16 protein-coding genes and 1 tRNA gene are annotated in these 18,749 nt (G+C 73.8%); 7 read left to right on the forward strand and 10 right to left on the reverse strand.

The annotated features are described in order from the left end of the window. The first annotated feature begins 76 nt into the window (after positions 1-76). A complete protein-coding gene (locus STRNI_RS26850; RefSeq protein ID WP_020397751.1) occupies positions 77-577 on the forward strand; it encodes a DUF3830 family protein in 501 nt (166 codons plus the stop codon). A gap of 3 nt (positions 578-580) precedes the next feature. Here STRNI_RS26850 and STRNI_RS26855 read toward each other — a convergent pair whose 3' ends face one another. Further along, the gene (locus tag STRNI_RS26855) at positions 581-2,002 is read right to left on the reverse strand and encodes an amidase (protein WP_277412160.1); all 1,422 of its coding nucleotides are present in this window, start codon (positions 2,000-2,002) and stop codon (positions 581-583) included. An 84-nt stretch (positions 2,003-2,086) separates the two neighbouring features. After that, complete coding sequence (locus STRNI_RS26860; RefSeq protein WP_109889965.1) at positions 2,087-3,052, reverse strand: D-2-hydroxyacid dehydrogenase; 966 nt, start codon at positions 3,050-3,052, stop codon at positions 2,087-2,089. A gap of 205 nt (positions 3,053-3,257) precedes the next feature. Between STRNI_RS26860 and STRNI_RS26865 the strand changes: the two genes are divergently transcribed. The 3 genes from STRNI_RS26865 (at position 3,258) to STRNI_RS26875 (ending at position 6,315) form a co-directional block, all read left to right on the forward strand. Then, positions 3,258-4,169: a maleate cis-trans isomerase family protein gene (locus STRNI_RS26865; RefSeq protein ID WP_026169931.1), complete on the forward strand. Its 912-nt coding sequence runs from the start codon at positions 3,258-3,260 to the stop codon at positions 4,167-4,169. Between the two features lie 152 nt (positions 4,170-4,321). After that, positions 4,322-5,047 carry a maleate cis-trans isomerase family protein gene (locus STRNI_RS26870; RefSeq protein ID WP_018091371.1) on the forward strand — a complete coding sequence of 242 codons (726 nt, stop codon included), beginning with the start codon at positions 4,322-4,324 and terminating at the stop codon, positions 5,045-5,047. A 143-nt stretch (positions 5,048-5,190) separates the two neighbouring features. Next, positions 5,191-6,315, forward strand: a complete 1,125-nt coding sequence (locus tag STRNI_RS26875) for an LLM class flavin-dependent oxidoreductase (RefSeq protein WP_277412161.1) — start codon at positions 5,191-5,193, stop codon at positions 6,313-6,315. 142 nt (positions 6,316-6,457) lie between these two features. Here STRNI_RS26875 and STRNI_RS26880 read toward each other — a convergent pair whose 3' ends face one another. Continuing rightward, positions 6,458-8,272 (reverse strand): putative bifunctional diguanylate cyclase/phosphodiesterase, encoded by a 1,815-nt coding sequence (locus STRNI_RS26880; RefSeq protein ID WP_277412162.1) that lies wholly within the window; start codon positions 8,270-8,272, stop codon positions 6,458-6,460. Between the two features lie 360 nt (positions 8,273-8,632). On the opposite strand from STRNI_RS26880, the gene STRNI_RS26885 reads away from it, so the two are divergent. Next, entirely contained in the window at positions 8,633-9,874 is a 1,242-nt protein-coding gene (locus tag STRNI_RS26885) for a M6 family metalloprotease domain-containing protein (protein WP_159488170.1), read from the forward strand. A gap of 89 nt (positions 9,875-9,963) precedes the next feature. On the opposite strand, the gene STRNI_RS26890 is transcribed toward STRNI_RS26885, so the two are convergent. The 6 genes from STRNI_RS26890 to STRNI_RS26915 all read right to left on the reverse strand — a co-directional run bounded on the left by STRNI_RS26890 (position 9,964) and on the right by STRNI_RS26915 (position 15,688). Beyond that, a tRNA-Lys gene (locus STRNI_RS26890) sits at positions 9,964-10,037 on the reverse strand. A gap of 56 nt (positions 10,038-10,093) precedes the next feature. Next, entirely contained in the window at positions 10,094-10,729 is a 636-nt protein-coding gene (locus tag STRNI_RS26895; protein ID WP_093646404.1) for a bifunctional DNA primase/polymerase, read from the reverse strand. A gap of 186 nt (positions 10,730-10,915) precedes the next feature. After that, on the reverse strand, positions 10,916-11,299 hold the full coding sequence (locus STRNI_RS26900) for a hypothetical protein (RefSeq protein WP_026169932.1): 384 nt from the start codon (positions 11,297-11,299) through the stop codon (positions 10,916-10,918). A gap of 105 nt (positions 11,300-11,404) precedes the next feature. Further along, positions 11,405-12,784: an AAA domain-containing protein gene (locus tag STRNI_RS26905; RefSeq protein ID WP_018091377.1), complete on the reverse strand. Its 1,380-nt coding sequence runs from the start codon at positions 12,782-12,784 to the stop codon at positions 11,405-11,407. Between the two features lie 40 nt (positions 12,785-12,824). After that, positions 12,825-14,375 carry a hypothetical protein gene (locus STRNI_RS26910; RefSeq protein ID WP_266443084.1) on the reverse strand — a complete coding sequence of 517 codons (1,551 nt, stop codon included), beginning with the start codon at positions 14,373-14,375 and terminating at the stop codon, positions 12,825-12,827. Continuing rightward, complete coding sequence (locus STRNI_RS26915; protein WP_229838181.1) at positions 14,366-15,688, reverse strand: hypothetical protein; 1,323 nt, start codon at positions 15,686-15,688, stop codon at positions 14,366-14,368. The genes STRNI_RS26910 and STRNI_RS26915 overlap by 10 nt, the downstream gene beginning before the upstream one ends. Positions 15,689-15,876: 188 nt before the next feature. On the opposite strand from STRNI_RS26915, the gene STRNI_RS26920 reads away from it, so the two are divergent. Further along, positions 15,877-16,470, forward strand: a complete 594-nt coding sequence (locus STRNI_RS26920) for a histidine phosphatase family protein (protein ID WP_277412163.1) — start codon at positions 15,877-15,879, stop codon at positions 16,468-16,470. A gap of 90 nt (positions 16,471-16,560) precedes the next feature. On the opposite strand, the gene STRNI_RS26925 is transcribed toward STRNI_RS26920, so the two are convergent. Then, on the reverse strand, positions 16,561-18,003 hold the full coding sequence (locus STRNI_RS26925) for an NsdA family TPR-like regulatory protein (RefSeq protein ID WP_277412164.1): 1,443 nt from the start codon (positions 18,001-18,003) through the stop codon (positions 16,561-16,563). A 245-nt stretch (positions 18,004-18,248) separates the two neighbouring features. On the opposite strand from STRNI_RS26925, the gene STRNI_RS26930 reads away from it, so the two are divergent. Beyond that, a complete protein-coding gene (locus tag STRNI_RS26930) occupies positions 18,249-18,716 on the forward strand; it encodes a hypothetical protein (RefSeq protein ID WP_266443091.1) in 468 nt (155 codons plus the stop codon). Positions 18,717-18,749: the final 33 nt, after the last annotated feature.

Here is an 18,749-nt window from a genome sequence, read left to right on the forward strand (position 1 = left end):
CCAATCGTTTCCAGCCCTTGATGGAAGCGCCGCGGACTTGTTCCGTACGCCGGTATTGCCCACCTACGATCGGGGCATGACCGATCGCTTCATCGAAGTCTCCCTGGACAAGCGCGGCGTGAGCTGCACGGCCAAGTTGCTCGACGACCGCGCGCCGATCACCTGCAATGCCGTATGGGACGCCCTCCCACTCGGCGGCGACGTCTACCACGCCAAGTACGCCCGCAATGAGATCTACGCCCTGCTGGCGCCGTTCGCTCCCGAGGAGCCGCCGCTGGAGAATCCGACGATCACCCCGATCCCCGGCGATCTGTGTTACTTCACCTTCACCGACACCCAACTGGGCACCAAGTCCTACGGCTACGAGACACAGGCGGCGCACCAAGGCCGCGCCACCGTCGTCGATCTTGCGCTGTTCTACGAGCGCAACAATCTACTGATCAACGGTGACGCGGGTTGGGTGCCGGGCATCGTGTGGGGCAGTGTCGTCGACGGTCTGGACCGGATGGCCGATGCCTGTCAGGACCTGTGGCGGGCCGGCGCCCTGGGCGAGAGCCTCAACTTCCGGCGGGCCTAGGGGCTAGGGCCTGAGCGCAGGCGGCGCGGGGATCTCCGCGGTCCCCGCCTCGTAGAGGGCATGCGCGACGCGCAGCACCAGCGCGTCCGCGTGCCGCGCGCCGACCAGCTGGACGCCGATCGGCAGCCCGTCCGCGTCCACCCCGCAGGGCAGTGTCGCGGCCGGCTGCTGGGTGAGGTTGAAGGGGTAGGTGAACGGCGTCCAGCCCGTCCAGCGGGTGTGACCGGAACCGGCCGGGACCTCGGCGCCCGCCTCGAAGGCGGTGAGCGGCACGGTCGGCGTCACCAGCAGGTCGTAGGCGCTGTGGAAGCGGCCCATGGCCTGACCGAGCGCCATCCGCGTATCGACCGCGGCCAGATAGTCCAGCGCGCTGTAGCGGGCACCCTGCTCGCAGATCTCCCGCAGCCCCGGATCGAGCAGCGCCCGGTCCGCGTCGTCCAGATGCTGCACCACCCGCGCCGCACCGCTGAACCACAGCGTGTGGAAGGCCTCCACCGGGTCGGTGATGCCCGGGTCGATCTCCTCGACGACCGCGCCGAGCCCGGCCAGCGTGTCGACGGCCGCCCTGACCGCCGCCGCGATCTCCGGAGCCACCGGCACGTCCCAGCCGAGCGACGGGCTGAAGGCCACCCGCAGCCCGGAGACCGGACCGGCCAGCGCCTGACGGAACGAGCCGGGGGCCGGGCCGAGCTGGGACCAGTCCCGCCAGTCCGCCCCGCAGATCACCTCCATCATCAGCGCCGCGTCCGCCGCGTCCCGGGTCATCGGCCCGACATGCGCCAGGGTCCCGAAGGGGCTCGCCGGATAGAGCGGCACCCGCCCGTAGGTCGCCTTGAGCGCGAAGATCCCGCAGAACGACCCCGGGATACGCACCGAGCCCCCGCCGTCCGTGCCCAGGCTCAACGGGCCCGCGCCCAGCGCGACCGCGGCCGCGCTGCCGCCGCTGGAGCCGCCCGCGGTGCGCGCCGGGTCGTACGGATTGCCCGTCACCCCGTGCCGCGGACTGTCGGTGACGCCCTTCCAGCCGAACTCCGGAGTGGTGGTCTTGCCGACGAACACCGCGCCGGACTCCCGCAGCCGGGCGACCGACGGGGCGTCCTCCTCCCACGGACCCTCGGCCCGCACCGTGCGCGAACCGCGCAGCGTCGGGACGCCCCGGGTGAGGATCAGATCCTTGACGGTGACCGGCACCCCGTCCACCGGCCCGGCCGGTTCGCCGGCCCGCCAGCGCTCCGCCGACTCCTTGGCGCCGGACAGCGCCTCGTCCGCGTCGATCAGGGTGAAGCAGTTCGTCGCGGCCTGGGCGGCCTCGGCGCGTTCCAGCACCGCCCGGACCGCCTCGACGGGGGAGAACTCGCCGGCCGCGTACCCGGCCGTGAGACGGGTGGCGGAGAGGTCGGCGAGGTGGGTCGGTTCGGTGGTCATGCGTCCTCCGAGCGTCGGCCGCCCCGGGCGGGACGGCGGTGGGGGGAGCGCGGCTGCCGCGCCGGGGCCCGGCAGCCGGCCCCGTCACTGCACCGGCACGTACCCGAGCCGTTTGTCGACGAGGTTGTCCAGCGGCTCGCCCGCCGACCACCGCTCGAAGTTGTCCTGGAACTGCTCGGCGAGGGCGTCCCGCCAGCCCAGGGTGTCGCCGCTCATGTGGGGCGACACGATCAGATGGGGGACGTCCCACAGCGGGCTGTCCGCGGTGAGCGGCTCCTCCTCGAAGACGTCCAGCGCCGCCGCCGCGATCCGCCACTCGCGCAGCGCCGCGACCAGAGCGTCCTCGACCACCAGCGGCCCGCGCCCGACGTTGATGAACCGGGCCCGTGGCGCCATCCTGGCGAACGCGTCCTTGCCGAACAGGCCGCGGGTGGCCTCGGTCAGGGGTGCCGCGCAGATCACCCAATCCGCTTGGGGCAGCAGGCCGTTCAGTGCGTCACTCGCGTGCACGAGGCCGAATTGCGGATCGTCCGGGCGCTCCCGGCGGCCGACCAGATCGACCTTGACACCCAGTGCCAGGAGGGTGCTGCCGATGGCCCGGCCGATCGGTCCGGAGCCCACCACGACGGCCCGGCTGCCGGCCAGCCGCAGGGTCTCGCGATGCTGCCAGCGCCGCTGCCGCTGCAGCTCCCAACTTCCGTAGAAGTCCTTGGCCATGGCGATCACCAGCCCGGCCACATATTCTGCGATCGGCTGCTCGAAGACGCCCCGGGCGTTGGTCACCAGGGTGTCGTCGGCGACCAGCGCCGGGCACAGAAGCTGGTCCACACCCGCGCTGGCGGTGTGCACCCAGCGCGGCCTGGGCCCCTCCACCGGCCAGGCTCTGCGGATCGCGTCGGAGGTGAAGTCCCAGGCCAACAGCACGTCGGCGGTGGGCAGTCGGTCGGCGAGCGAGTCCTCGTCGGTGAAGATCACCCGAGCCCGGCCGGTGAGGCGGTCCAGCTTCGGCGGCGGGTCGGAACCGAGGACGAGGACGGTGCTTTCGGACATAGCCAGAAACCGTTCTGAAACGTGAGCCCCTTTCCATGGAAAGGGGCGCCGACAGATGCCTGAGATGCGAGGATTGACCACGCTAGGAAGTCGTATCTACCGTGTCAACAACGGCTCTGTCCCGACGTCCCGGCTTGATCCGGCTGCACCTCATCCCCGGCCACTGGCCTGGCCTTCCAGCCCTTCGTTTCTTCTAGGGGCCTTCATGGACGTCTCTTTTCTGGGTGGCCCACAGCCGCAGCTCGGCGTGGGTGTCGTCGCTCCCTTCGACTTCGCGCTCGACCGAGAGCTCTGGCGCTGGGTTCCCGACGACGTGTCCCTCCACCTCACCCGCACCCCTTTTGTGCCCGTCGAGGTCAGCCTCGATCTGGCCCGTCTGGTCAGCGAGCACGAAACGCTGGACGCTGCCGTCCAGGCGCTGTGTGCGGTATCACCGCAGGTCATCTCCTATGCCTGCACTTCGGGCAGCTTCGTCGGCGGGGTCGCGGGCGAGCGGGCCATGTGCGCCGCCATGGTCCAGGCGGGGGAGGTTCCCTCCCTCACGACCTCGGGCGCACTGATCGAAGCGCTGCGCGAGATCGGCGCCCGGCGCATCGCCGTGGTCACGCCCTATACGAAATCGGTCACCGACTCCCTGGAGGACTATCTCGGTGAGGCCGGCATCACCGTCACCGGCCGCGCCTACCTCGGGCTGACCCGGCACATCTGGAAGGTGCCGTACCGCGATGTCGTCGACATGGCCCGCGCGGCCGTGGTCGGCGCCACCGATGCCCTCTTCATCAGCTGTACGAACCTGCCGACCTACGACGTCATCCCGCAGCTGGAGGCCGAGCTGCGGATGCCGGTGCTGTCCGCCAATCAGGTCACGATGTGGGCCGCGCTGCGCGCCATCGGCGTCCAGGCGGTGGGCCCGTACCAGGCGCTGCTCGATCCGGTGGCGCGGCGCGGCCCGGCCGCGATGACCGCGACGGCGGAAGGGCCGGAAGAAGGAGTGCCGCGGGTGACCCCCGAGGCGGCCTTCGCCGGACCCCCCGCCCCACCGGAGGGGGAGCCCCTCGACGGCCTTGAACCGCCGCCGTATCCGCCCGATGACACGGGAGGCCTGCCCCCGGTCTGAGGCCGGTCCGAACCCGGCCTCCACCCCGGATGCTGCCGGCGTCGTTCCTCTCGCCGGCAGCACTCCTTCCCGGACCCACCGCACCACCCGTGAGCGCACCCGCACCCACGAACGCCCCTGCACCCGCAGCCGTACACGCAAGGGAGACCTGCATGGCATCGGTCGGCTTCCTCTACCCCGGGTACTCCGCGGAGGACGACTACCCCCGGCTCGAAGCGCTCCTGGGCGGCGGGATCCGCCTGCCGCTCGTGCACACCGATATCGGCGAGGACGCCCATCGCGTCGACGCCCTGTTGGAGATGGGCTCCGCCGGGCGGCTGGCGGCCGGCGTCGACGAGCTCAAGGAACGCGGCGCCGAGGCCGTCGTCTGGGCCTGTACGAGCGCCAGCTTCGTCTTCGGCTGGGAGGGCGCCCACGAACAGGTCAGGGAGCTGTCCGCGACCGCGGGCCTGCCCGCCTCCAGTACGTCCTTCGCCTTCGCCCATGCCGTCCAGGCGCTCGGTGCCCGGCGGGTCGCGATCGCCGCCACCTACCCCGACGACGTGGCCGAGCGCTTCCACGCCTTCCTGAAGTCCGCGGGTGCGGAGGTCGTCTCGACCCGCGGCAGCGGCATCATCACCGCCGCCGAGGTCGGCACCTGGGGCAGCGAGGAAGTGCTGGCGCTCGCCCGCGCCGGTGACCATCCGGACGCCGAGGTGGTGCTGCTGCCCGACACCGCGCTGCACACCGCGGAACATCTGCCGGCCCTCGAAGCGGAGCTGCGCAAGCCGGTGCTCACCGCCAATCAGGTGACGGTCTGGGAAGGGCTCCGGCTGCTCGACCGCACGATCAGCTGTCCCGCGCTCGGCACCCTCTTCTCGCGGACCGCGCACGCCTAGGGCGCGCCCGAGGGGCCCCGGGCCAGGGAGGTCCGGGCGCCCCTCCGACCGCGGTGCCGCGCCGGGGATCTGACCCGGGAATAAGTGGAGATCCTCTCCGGTTGTCCTCCTCGCAGACCACCGACGCGAGGAGGACCCGCACCGTGAGCGGCGAAGACGAGGAGATCCGGGGCAGCGGCGAGACGGCCGGCGACGGGATACGGGGCACGGCCCCGGGCACCGCACCCGTCCCGCTGTCGGTGCTCGACCTGGTGACGGTCGGCGCCGGCAGCACCGCCTCGGCCGCGGTGCGCACGGCCGTCGACATCGCCCGTACGGCCGAACGCCGCGGCTTCCACCGCTACTGGGTCGCCGAGCACCACTCCATGCCCGGCGTCGCCTCGTCCTCGCCCGCGGTGCTGCTCGCCCACCTCGCCGCCCACACCACCCGCATCCGCCTCGGCTCCGGCGGCGTGATGCTGCCCAACCACGCCCCGCTCGTCATCGCCGAGCAGTTCGGCATCCTGGAGGCGATGGCCCCCGGCCGGGTCGACCTGGGCCTGGGCCGCGCGCCGGGCACCGACGGGGCCACCGCCGCCGCGCTGCGCAGGACCGAGAGGCTGCACGAAGGCGCGGACGAATTCCCGCAGCAGCTGGCCGAGTTGACCCGCTTCCTGGACGACTCCTTCCCCGACGGCCACCCGTACGCCAAGATCCATGCCGTCCCCGGCCCGGTCCAGGCGACCTCACCGGGCGGCGTCCAGGACCCGCACCGCCCGCCCCTGTGGCTGCTGGGCTCCTCCGGCTTCAGCGCCCGGCTCGCCGGCTCCCTCGGCCTGCCGTTCGCCTTCGCGCACCACTTCTCCGCGGCCAACACCCTCCCCGCGCTGGACCTCTACCGCGCGTCCTTCCGCCCCTCCGAGGTGCTGTCGGAGCCGTACGCCCTGATCGGGGTCGCGGCGCTGGCCGCCGAGTCGGAGCAGGAGGCCCGCCGTCAGGTCATGACCGGCGCGCTGTCCATGGTCCGGCTGCGCACCGGACGCCCCGGCCTGGTCCCCAGCCCGGAGGAGGCCGAGGCGTACCGCTTCAACGAGTTGGAGCGGGGCTTCGTCGACAGCTGGCTCGGCAATGTCGTCCACGGCACCCCGGACGCCGTCCGCCAGGGCCTGGACGACCTCGCCAAGCGCACCGGCGCCGACGAGCTGATGATCACCGCCAACGCCCATGGCGGCGCGGCCCGGCTGCGCTCGTACGAGCTGATCGCGGATGCGTACGGCCTGCCGGCCTGAGGGCGTCGTGCGGGGTGGTGGCGGCCGGTGCTGATTCCGCCGGACCCTGCCGCGGGGGTGGCGCGCCGTTGTGGCGGGATTCTTTTTCGGTGCGGGCGGAACGTCGTTCCGCCCGCACCGGCGCACTCCATCCCTGCGACCCTCAGGCCCCCGTGTGCCGGCCCGCGTCGAGCAGGGCCGCCACCCGGTCGGGGGCGACGGGGCGGGAGTAGAGCCAGCCCTGGCCGGTGTCGCAGCCGATCCGGCGGAGCCGCTCGGCCTGTTCGGCGCTCTCCACGCACTCGGCGGTGACCGTGAGGCCGAGCCGGTGCGCCAGCGCCACCAGCGCCTCCACGATCATCTCGTCCGCCGGGTTCGGATGCTCCTGCGAGCGGAAGCCGCGGACGAAGGACCCGTCCAGCTTCAGTACGGAAACCGGGAGGCGGCTGAGGTAGGCGAGGTTGGAGTAGCCGGTGCCGAAGTCGTCGATGGCGATCCGTACGCCCATGTCGCTGAGCGCCTGCAGGGCCTGGAGCGGGCGGCCGGCCGAGCCCATCACCGCGGACTCGGTCAGCTCCAGCTGCAACAGCTCCGGCGGCAGCCCGGTCTCGGCGAGAATCCCGGCGACATCCGCCACCAGGTCGGAGTCCCACACCTGACGTACGGCCACATTGACGCTGACGAACAGCGGCTCGCCGGGGTGCGCCAGCTGCCAGGCGCGTGCTTGGTGGCAGGCCCGCTCCAGCACCCAGCGCCCCAGCTCGACGATCGCGCCGTTCTCCTCCGCCAGGGCGATGAACCGATTCGGCGACAGCGTCCCGAACTGCGGATGGCGCCAGCGCACCAGCGCCTCCACGCCCTGTGCCCGGCCGTCCCCCAGCCCGACCAGCGGCTGGTACTCCAGGGTGAATTCGCCGCGGTCCACGGCCGGGCGCAGGGTGCTGGAGAGCGCCTGCCGGGTCATCCGGTGGGCATTGCGCTCCGGGTCGAAGAGCGTCCAGCGGGCCTTGCCGTCCTCCTTGGCCCAGTACAGCGTGGTGTCCGCGGCCTGCATCAGACCGGTCGCGGTGGTGCCGGTGGCGGCCCGCTCCACGACGCCGATGCTCGCCGACACCGACAGCCGCTGCCCGGCCAGGTCGAACGGGCGCTGCAGCGTGTCCAGGACGCACTGGGCCAGTTCGGCGAGCTGGTCGGTGCCGGTGGAGTCCTCCACCAAAAGAGCGAACTCGTCACCGCCGAGCCGGGCGACCAGATGCCCGCCCCGGCCCGCCCCGCGGTCCGCGGCGCTCTCCGCGCAGCGCGTCAGACGCTGTGCCACCGCGCTCAGCAGCCGGTCGCCGACGCGGTGCCCGAGGGTGTCGTTGACGGCCTTGAAGCCGTCCAGGTCGAGGTAGCACAGCCCGATGCGGCCGGTGCCGGACGGTTCGAAGGAGGCGGTCTCCAGGGCGGAGGAGAGCCGCTCGAAGAACAGCGCCCGGTTGGGCAGCCGGGTCACCGGGTCGTGCATCTGCAGATGCCGCAGCCGGGCCAGCAGATCGTGCCGGTCGCTGATGTCCGCGACCGACAGCAGCATCCGCTCCTCGCCGCTGAGCGGCTCCGGCGTCAGCGGCTCGACGGTCACCTCCACCCAGACGGAGTGCCCTTCGGGGTGTTTGAGGCGGCGGGTGCAGCGCAGCCGGTCGCTGCGGCCGCACAGCACCTCGCGGTAGGCGGTCCACACCCGTGGGTCGGCGCCGAGGTCGGTGAGGTCCGCCGCGGTGGCGGCGACCAGCTCGGCCGGGTCGGCGCCGACCAGCTCACCGAAGGCCGGGTTGGCGGCGAGGACCAGGCCGTCGCGGTTGAGGACGGCCATCGCCACCCGCGCCGCGTGGAACGTGGCGCGGTAGTCGCCGAGCGAGGCCGCGGTGTCGTCGCAGCGCCCGCTCGGGGCCGGCCGGGCCTCGGCGGATTCTTTGGTCGTTTCATCACGCTCCGTCACTGAGGGGAGCGTCGCTCCGGGCGTGCGGCCCGGGCTGTCGGGGTGTCCGCTCACTGCTCGCTCCCGCGTGGCGCTGTCTCGTGATGGAGGGGGGATCTCGCGCTGGAAAGTGTGGCGATCATAGAGGCTGGCACGACGGCCGATCCAGCGACGCAGCCGTGATCGTCCGCGCGCATGACGGAACTTCAGCCATTTCTGCCCGGCTCTGTTCGTACGGATTGCCCCGTTGGCCGTTTGTGACTTTCCGTTACGGGACGGCCAAGACGCGCCGGTCACTCGTCCGGGCCTTCAAAACAGGACGAATAGCATTAAATCGCCACAGGGTAGATGAGGTCTCCGAATCCGTCCCTGGAGGTATGTGTGCCGCGCGCCCAGACACCCGACGGGGCGGATCGCCGCAGCCTGCGGCGCGTCGCGGCCGTCGCCACCTCCCTGAGCGCGCTCATCGCGACCTCGATCGTCGCCGGACCCGCCACCGCCTCCGAGGCCGTGCTCCCGTGCGCCCTGGGACGCACCGACGCGCACCACTCCGAGGGCGTCGACAGCTGGAACGGGTCCTATCCGCGCCCGGACCGCACGCTCAACGCCGTCATGATCTTCCTGTCCTTCCCGGACTCCCGGCCCCTCTCGGCCCCTCAGGACCTGTCCCACGACTACTTCCCCGCCACCTCCGGCTTCTTCGACCGCGCCTCGTACGGGAAGTTCCGGCTGCGCCCGCACATCCACCGCCGCTGGGTGCAGATGCCGCGCTCGTCCGTCTCCTACGGAATACAGCGCGACTGGGACGCCGGCCGGCGCTCGTCCTACCTGCGCGACGCGGTCACCGCCGCCGATCCCTCCGTGGACTTCAGCCGGTACGACGTGGTCTATTTCGTCGCCGACCCGGACGCCCCCGGTGTCGATTCGGACGCCACCAAGGTCGTCAACCTCGACCGGCCGCTGCACGCCGACGACCATGATCTGCACCGGTTCGTCACCGTCTTCGAGCAGAGCCCGCCGGACCGCAATGTCCTCGCGCACGAGACCGGGCACGTCTTCGACCTGCCGGACCTCTATCACCGGCCGGAGGACGGCAAGGGCGACTGGGACACCTACGTCGGCGACTGGGACCTCATGGGCAGCCAGTTCGGACTGGCGCCCGACCCTTTCGCCTGGCACAAGTGGAAGCTCGGCTGGATCGCCGACAGCCAGGTCGACTGCCTCGATCTGACCGGACGCGCCCTGCACTCCCTGCGCACCCTGTCCGCCCCCGAGGAACCCCGGGCCCAGCGCCGGCCGCGGCTCCTGGTCGTCCGTACGGGCCCCGACAGCGCGCTCGCCATCGAGGCACGCGGTGCCATGGGCAACGACCGCTCCCTGTGCACCGAGGGCGTTCTGGTCTACCGCGTGCACAGCCGGACGGCCTCCGGGGCGGGCCCCGTGCAGGTGCTCGACGGGCATCCGGCCACCTCCGCCTGCTGGGGCACCTCCGTCTACCCGCCGCTCGCGGACGCTCCGCTGGGCGTGGGGGAGAGCATGGACGACGCCGAGGACGGGGTACGCATCCAGGTCGAGGGCCGGACGGCCGACGGGGACTGGGCGGTGAAGGTGAACCGCGGCTGACCGCGCCGCACCGGCCGCGGCGTACTGATCGCGCCGTACAGCCGGGAACGACGAAGGCCCCCACCGGAGTGGAGGCCTTCGACCGTCTGTGCGCCGCCAGGGACTCGAACCCCGGACCCGCTGATTAAGAGTCAGCTGCTCTAACCAACTGAGCTAGCGGCGCCTGCTGACGGGGAAAACATTAGCATCCTGGTCGGGGAGGACAAAAATCGGTTTGTCTCAGCCCGCGGTCAGCATGGAAACGGGGTGCTGAGCTGCGGCTTCGTGCACCGGGCCGGCCATCGAGCGGGCCGCGCGGACACAGGCCCAGAGCAGTACGTCGGGGCCGGGCAGCCAGGGGTTGCGGACATCCGGTGCCACCAGCCAGCGGGAGACGGACGGGGCGGCCGGGTCCTCGTCGGCCGGGGCGCCGGCGCCCGCGGTCCGGTCCGCGGCGGGGCTCTGGCGGGGGTGCAGCGGCGGCACGGTCACCGCGTCCCCGCTGCCGTGGCACAGCAGCGGCGGGACGGCCGTGGCCCACTCCTCCCAGACGAGCAGTGCCGGCAGCCGCTGGGCCGTGCCCGGGGCGGCGAACAGCAGGATCCGGCCGCGGTGCGCCGCCACCGGCCCCGAGCCGGGGCCGTCGGACCATAAGCGGTCCACCATCCGCCGCCCGAAGAGCGCCGGGGCGTTGATCACGTCGAAGGCGGTGCCGCAGGGCAGCACGCTGGGCGCGGCCGGCCGGGTGGCCCACACGGTGTGCATCTCGTCCGGATGGGGGCTGGCGGAGGCGAGCCAGTCGGCGCCCGCGAGGGTGACATATGCCGCGGTCGGAAAGGCCAGGGTGCGGGGGGTCTCAGGCAGCCAGTCGCTCATGGGGACAGGTCTACCCAGCCGGCACGCGGGACTTGGCTGATTGGCGGAAAACGGGACGGGGCGGTGGGGGAGCCGGTATCTTTCCCCCCTTGCATATGCCAGCGGCCCATGATCATGGACCATGAGCCGTGGTGGGGCGCGTCGGTGGGCGGGGTTCCTGGGGGCCGGTGGGCGGGGCCGGGGCGGTCAGTCCATGTCGCCCGGCAGGGTGCTGCCGCTCCGCATCAGGCTGCGGCCGAACTCGATCATTTTCTGTGCGTAGTCCTCGGTCCACTCCGCCTGCTCCGCGAGCGTGGCCAGCGGCAGCCGGTCGAACCGGCTGGGGTCGGACAGCTGGGCCGCCGCCAGCGCCTGGAACTCCGTGGCGCGGTCGGCCGCGGCGCGGAAGGCCAGGGTCAGCTCCGTGGCGCGGCCGAGAAGCTCGCGCGGGTCCTCCATCGACTCCAGGCCGAAGAAGTGCTCGGGGTCGGCGACGGCCTCGGGCGGCTCGAAGAGCAGCTGCGCGGGCTTCATCCGCCGTGGTCCGGGCGCCGTACCACGCGGGTCGGGAGCCGGTCGCGGCTCGGACATGTACCTACCTCCAGATCGTGTGCCGCATTCCATTGTCCCGCTGCGCGCAAGTGGGCCCCGGGGGAGAGGCCGTACGCCCTGGCGGGCCGCCGTCGGACAGGCTCCCTAAGGACGCCACGCCACCCGGTGTTCCGCGAGATGGGCGAGGACGGCGTGGTTGGCCTCCCAGCCGTCCGGGAACTTGACCGTGACGCCGAGACGGACCGGCTCGGTCGAGGGGTGCTCGTCCAGCAGATCGGCGACGCCGGCCCGGCAGACCACGATGCAGGCGTGCCGGTGGCGGGAGGCGAGTACACACAGCCGGCCGGTCTCCAGGTGGAAGGCGGTGGCGTCGGGCCGGCCGGACAGCGGATGCAGGACGACCGTGACATCGAACTCTCGGCCCTGGAGACGGTTGGCGGTGTCCACCGCGACACCGCTCACCCCCAGGTCGGCGAGCGCGGCGCGGACGGCCGCCGCCTGGTCGCGATGGGCGGTGCCGACCGCGATCCGGCCGGCCGTGAGCGGTGCCGGGGCGGGCGCGGCCCCCTCCGGAGCCCCGTGGGCCTCGCTGGTCGTGGCGCCGCCGCGGTCCAGGAGCCGGCGCACGACCTGGGCCACCGCGCGGACCGCCTCCGGGTCCGTGCGCGGGGTGTGGCGGGCGGGGAGTTCCAGCAGGCCCCAGCCGGACTCGGCGGCCTCGTCCAGGACCCGGTCCACGCCCGAGCCGTCGCCCGGCACCCCGAACGCCAGCCGGCGGTCGCCGTGGCCGGTGCCGCTGCGGAACGGGGTGTACGGATAGAACGCGGCGGAGACCAGGGGCGCCGCCGAGGCGGGCAGCCGCCAGGAGACCGGCAGCCGGTGCTGCGGCAGATCGGGGTTGTGCGCCAGGAGGGTGGACACCGCGCTCGACGACGGGTCGTAGGCCAGCCCCGCCCACTGCTCCGCGCCGACCACGCTGAAGGGGTCCAGCTGGCCCGGGTCGCCGACGAACAGCGCCCGCTCGAAGAGCCCGGCGACGCTCAGCAGCGCATCGGAGCGCATCTGATAGGCCTCGTCCACGATGGCGTGCCGCCAGGGCTCGTCGACCTTGGTGTACGCCCATTTCGCTGCCGTCGAGACCACGATGTCCATCCCGGCCAGATCGGCGGCCTTCGCGGACGTACGGACCGCGGGCAGCTCGGCCAGCGCCGGGTCGAACGCGCCGGGCTCACTGCTGTGCAGCCGGCCGACCGGCAGCTGCGGATCCTTCTCGGCGAGCCGCAGCACGAGATCGTCGACCTGGGCGTTGGTCTGCGCGACCACCATCAACGGGCGCCCGGCGGCGGCGAGTTCGCGGGCCGCCCGCACCACGAGGGTGGACTTTCCGGCGCCGGGCGGGGAGTCCACGACCACGCCGCGCCGGGTGCCGTGCAGCGTGTCCCGCAGGATCGCGTCGGTCGCCGCGGCGGCCGCGGCGGCGGGGTCGAAGGGCCCGGCGGTGGTGGGTTCCTGAGTGGCCGTCATACGGGAGTGTGCTCCAGGGCGGTCGAGGGCCGGGCGCGGGTCACAGGAAGTCCTCCGCGGTCACGGGGTCGGGGGCGGGGTGCGGCGCGTCCGCGGCAGCGGACGGCGGGCCGCCGTGGGTCCACGGGGTGTCCTCGGGGTCCGGGAGCTCCGGGCCGCCGCGCGGGGCGTGCTCGAACAGCGTCCAGCACACCGTGTCGTCCGGCTCCGGCACCGAACCGGGCTCCGGCGTCTTCCCGCGCCCCATCCCGCCCGTCAGCCGCACCACCAGAATTCCCGGCTCCTCGGTCACATACGCAACGAATTCGGCGGTCTGGGTCTTGCCGTCCGCCACCGAGCGGTAGAGCTTGCCGCCCTCCGACAGCTGCGGCCGGTCGGCCGTCCGCAGGGTGACCAGCGGGCGCGGCATCGGCCGCCGCCCCTCGGAGAAGGCCATCTCGACGCCGGTGACCGTGCCCTGGAACGCCTCGCCCGCCAGCCGGCGCCCCGCCATCACCAACGGGTCGTCCAGGGCTTCCTGGGCGTCCAGTTGGGCCTGTGCGGTCTCCCGTGCGGACAGCTTCTGCGCGGCGGTGACCGCGTCGTCCTGCTTGGGCTGCGGGGGCTCCCCGGCGCGGATCCGGTCCCGGTGCGCGGTGTACGACCAGCGGTCGCGCTTCCAGCGGTCGGGGACCCGGGCGCCCGCGGGGAGCTCCCGCAGCAGGTCGATGCCGTGCCAGACGGCGTCCCAGGCCGGTCGCAGCTGTCCCTCGACGAGGGTGCGCAGCGCGTCCTCGGCGCCCGGCAGCCCGGCGTCGTAGCGGGCCATCGCGGGGGCGAGCAGCCGGTTGTCGAACGCCGGGTCGGTGGCCGGGCCGGCCGGCGGGCACAGCAACTGGCCGTCCGCGTCCCGCGCCGACTCCGCGCGCTCGGCCGCCTCCCGGCCGGACAGCCCCGGCGGCGGGTCGATCCAGGAGAGCAGCGCGCCCAGGTGCTGGTCCTCCAGCACGCTCTGGCCCGTCGCCCAATGGCGGGTCAGCAGGCCGGTCATGGACAGCAGCAGGCTCGCGCCCGGGACCCGCGCCCGCTCGCCGAAGTGGGTCAGCCAGCGGCCCAGCAGCGGGACGTGCGGCGGCGCGGGATACGGGGTCTCCGGCTCCTGCTCGGCCGTCCGCCGGAAGCGCATGGAGCGGCCCAGCAGCCGGACGAACTCGATGCCGGCGGCGCTCGGCACGATCAACTGCGGTGCGTCCGCGCACAGTTCGACCTGCACCGGGACCTTCTTGCCGGTCTCGGGGTCGGTCTCCTTGCGCTCCTCCCACTCGATGGCGTCCGCGAAGCCGTCCACATAGGGCAGCACCGCCTCCGCCAGCTCGGCGAGGAACGCGAACCGCAGATCGCGGTCGCGGGGCTGCGGGACGGCCAGCAGCACCGGCTTCTCGCGGTCCGTGCCGACCAGCGCCCCCAGCGGGGCACCGGCCTCGCCCGCGGTCGTCAACGGGACGAACACCAAAGGGCGTTCGGACAGATGGCGGTGGCGGACCGTGCACCGTGGCCGGGCGCGGCCCGCCGCCACCGCCTCCATCCTGGCCAGCGTCTCGATCAGCGGCATCCCGGCTCCTCCGCTCGCGGTCCCGGCACGGTGGGGCGGGCCAGCGCCTCGGCCCGCAGCGCGGCGGCCCGGCGCAGCGCGACGACGGCCGGGTCGTCCGGCCCGTCGTCGGGGGCCTCGGGGGACTCCGGGCCGTCGGGGACCGCCGCCGCCAGCACCTCCTCGATGGTGTGCAGCCCGCCCAACTCGCCCCGGACGCCGCGCCCGAGCGCCTCCACCGCGCCGTCCTCACGGGACCGCTTACGGCAGTGGAAGGCCAGCTCGCACGCGGCCAGGCACTCGGGGGCGTAGGCCGCGTCGACCGCCTCGACGGCCTCGGCCAGCTCCTCGGGCCGACGGGTCGGGGTCTTCCCGTCGTCCGCCAGCCGGAGGTCGAAGGTGGTCCCGTCGGGGAGCGCGGCGGCGATCTCCTCGACCCGGGTGAGGCGCGCCAGCTGCCGCCGGGTCGTGGCCAGCTGCTTGCGGACGTCGACGGCCGCGGCGGTCGGGAGGTTGGAGAAGTCCTTCGGGCACACCAGCAGCACCCGGTCGCGGACCCGGACCGGGCGGCCGGTGTGCGCGCCGGTATGACCGGCGACCGGCTCCAGGGCCAGCACATACACCGCCGCCTGCCGCGCGGCGGCGCCCACCTTCGCGGCGTCCGCCGAACCGTCGATCATCGGGAAGGACTTGATCTCGACGACCGTCCAGCTGCCGTCCGGATGCACCACCACCGCGTCCGGCTCCACATAGGCGGGCGAGCCGGCCACCTCGACGACCAGCATCGGATGGTCGAGCAGCGCCCAGCCGCCGGCCGCGGTCGCCTCGCGCAGCGCCAGCGCCGTACGGGCCGCCCGGCCCTCGGGCCCGGCCGCGGACAGATCGGGGGTGGCGACCTCCTCCGGCGCGGGCGGCGGGGTGCCGGGCGCCAGCCGCTCGTGCAGCAGCCGCAGCAGCTCCGTGCCGCCGTCGGCCTTCACCCGGGATTCGAAGGCATTGCCGCGGACGATCGCGAACTGCGACTGGCCGTACGCCGCGGGCGAGCCCAGCGCCTGGGCCAGCGCGCCCTTGTCGATGCCCGCGCCGTCCAGCAGCGCGCGGCGCCGGCAGCCGGGATTGGCGGCCAGCGCGGCGAGCGCACGGGCGTCGAGGGAGCGGGGGCGGACACCGGGGCCGCGCAGCTCGGTGAGTCTCCCCCGGCGCACGCCGGGAGCAAGATCCCCCGGCGGCGGGCTCGGCGTCGCCGTCGGCCGCCCCGCCGAAGGGGCGGCCGACGCGGGTCGGCTGTCGCGGAAAGCGTTCACCCGCGGAAGTCTCGCATCCGGCACCGACATACGGGGCGACCGCCCGCCGCCGGACGCCCCCCTACGCTGTGGGCGTGACCGCCCCGGACGCCGGGGCCCGGGCGGGACGGCCTCCCCGGTCAGGGACAAATCGACCCGATGCGCGATGATGGAAAGCCCGCGGTCAACGCCGCCCGCACCGAGAACGAGCAGCCGAGCGATCGGCGAGAGGTACGACCATGGCACCGCGCATATTCCTGGCCAGGCACGGGCAGACCGAGTGGTCCCTGTCCGGCCGGCACACCGGCCGTACGGACGTCCCGCTGCTGGACGAGGGCCGGCGCGGCGCCAAGCTGCTGGGCGAGCGGCTGCACCGCGCCCCCTGGGAGGGACTGCCGGGTGTCGAGGTCCGCACCAGCCCCCTGGTGCGCGCCAGCGAAACCTGTGAGCTGGCCGGATTCGGCGAGCGGGCGCAGCCGTGGGACGCGCTGATGGAGATCGACTACGGCGCGTACGAGGGCCTGACACCGGCCGAGATCAAGTCCGGGCGGCCGGACTGGCTCATCTGGCGCGACGGGGTGCCGGAGGGGGAGACGCTCGCCGAGGTCACCGCGCGGGCGGACGAGGTCATCGACTGGGCCCGGTCCGCCGACCGCGATGTGCTGGTCTTCGCGCACGGCCACATCCTGCGCGCCCTCGGCGCCCGCTGGCTGGGCCTGGGCATCTCCTTCGGCGCCCGGATCCGGCTGGAGCCGACGTCCCTGTCGGTGCTCGGCTGGGCCTACGGGGAACCGGCGATCGAGCGCTGGAACGACACCGGGCACCTCGGCTGAACGACGGCCGCCCGGCCACCACGGTCCGGCCGGGGGGCGCGCGCACCGCAGGCCGCCTGACGGGGCGTCGGCCCGCCGCTCCGCGGGCCGTCAGCCCGCGGAGCCCGGGGCCGGCGTCCCGCCGCCGGAGGCGGCCGAGGCCGCGTGCCGCTCCAGGAAGCCGGAGACCGCGCCGCCGCCGTGGTACGCCCGCAGCGTCCGGGCCGTGCCGTCGAGCATCGTCCGGATACGGGCCGAACGGACCTGCTCCAGCAGCGCCAGCACCCGGGCCCCGGCCGCGGCGGCCTCCTCGGGCTCCCCGCTGTCCGCGAGATCGCCCGCGAGCTCCGCGGTGAACAGGGCGATATTGCGGGTGAAGTGGGAATCCTGCAGCGCCACCGCCCGGCGCGCCTGCTCCACCGCGCGGCCCGCGTCACCCAGGGCCGACCAGCACTGCGCCTCCAGGCCCGCCAGTTCGGCCTCGCCGTAGAACGTCATCCACTCCGGGTCGCCGTCCCGCGGCCCGCCCGCGAACAGCCGCTCGGCCCGCGCCAGCGCCTGCTCACAGCCGGCGCGGTCGGCCAGCCCCGCCCAGCCGCCCGCCTCCCGCAGCGCCAGCAGCGACAGCAGCCGCGGCGAGGCCAGATGCTTGGCGGCCTGCTGCGCGGCCTGCGCGGCCCGCACCGCCTCCCGCGGCCGGCCGGCGTCGCGGGCGAGGAAGGCCGTATTGCAGAAGGCGTGCGCCTCCAGGGCGGCATCACCGCAGACCCGGGCGGTGGCCAGGGCTTCCGCGTAGTGCGAGCGGGCATCCTCGAAACGGCCCGAGTCATGCGCCAGCCAGCCCACGGTGATGGCGAGTTCACCCGCCCCGGCGTGCAGCCGGTCGGACACCGAGCGACGCTGGACGCCCGCGTCCAGCAGTTCGTAGGCGGCGCGCAGCGGCTGGGCGGCGCGGCGGTAGATGCCCTCCGCGCCGTGCCGGTCGTCCAGCAGCCGGATATGACGGACGGCCTCCTCGACCGCGGCGGCCTCGGCCGTCCCGGGACGGCCGGAGGTGCGCGGGCCCGGCACATGGGCGGACGCGGCGGCGGCAGCGGCCTCGATGGGATGCAGGGCGGCGAAGCCCAGGGCTGCTGCCGGGCCGCCGGTGATGAACGCGCGACGCAGCACGTCGCTCTCCTCGCAGATCTGGATACGGGTATCGCGGTGGTCGGGGTCGGTTGCCAGGGGCGCGGCGCCGACCGCCGCCGTACGCGCCCCCCGTCCGCGGACCGCCTCGCGCGGCGCGAACCCCATGTCGGGCAGCGTCAGCCCGGGGAACATGTGCCGGAACACCCGCTCGTAGGCGTAGTTCGGACACCGGATCTCCCCGGACTCGACGCGGCCCACATAGCGGGCGTCGCACGAGACCTGTTCGCCGATCTCACGGGCGGACCGTCGGACCGCCGCCGCGAACTCGCCCGGTGACAGCCGGCCGCGCAGCTGTCGGAAGGCGAGGTTCGGGCGGGCGGGTACGGTGCGGGACGACGCTGAACTAGCTGCTGGCGACGCCATGGCGGACCCTCTCCGTGCCCTCTCCGTGCCATCAGGTGGCGTTGCCGCCTCCTGGCGGTGCGGCGGGATGACCGTACCGGCTGTGATGGCTCCGATACGCACAGTTTGGCTACAAATCGGATATCTCGCGCGCGATCTGCCATGAACTGCCATCCTTTGCAGCGTTACGCCGCCGTAGCTGTTGACACGTCCGGCCGTTGAAGTCGGTGTAAAGGGTCGGGTACGTGCAGGAGGAGGGGTTCTCCGTGTGGGAGACCGGCGTGAGCAGGGGCGGCAACGGGTCCGCGGGCCAGGCCGGCGGTGGGCGGGGACCGGCCGTCGCGGCCGGGGGACCGGCCGTACCGGCCCAGGCGTGTGACCTCGTCACGGTGCCGGCCCGGCAGGGCCTGGAAGCCGTCGACATCCTCCGGCTGCGGGACGGGGTCGGCCCCGTCCTCCATGACGGCGCCTGCGACACCCTCGGCTTTCTGGTGCCCGCGGGCACGGCGGACGGCTGGGACGTGCCGGGCAGTGCCTGTACCCAGACCTCCGGGCGGGGGATCGCACTGGGCGCACTGTGCGAGGAAGGGGCCCCGGAGGAGCCGCCGGTGACCGGCACCGGCTGGCTGGTGCCGCCGGAGGGCGCGGGCGCCGCCGCCACCGATCCGGCCGTCCTGCGGGCGGCGCTCGGCGAGGCGGCCCGCACGATCGAGGCCGTCGACCGCTGCCAGTGACACCGGCCGGACCGTACGCGAAAGGGGCCGCCC

The organism is Streptomyces nigrescens (assembly GCF_027626975.1).
GTDB lineage: Bacteria > Actinomycetota > Actinomycetes > Streptomycetales > Streptomycetaceae > Streptomyces > Streptomyces nigrescens.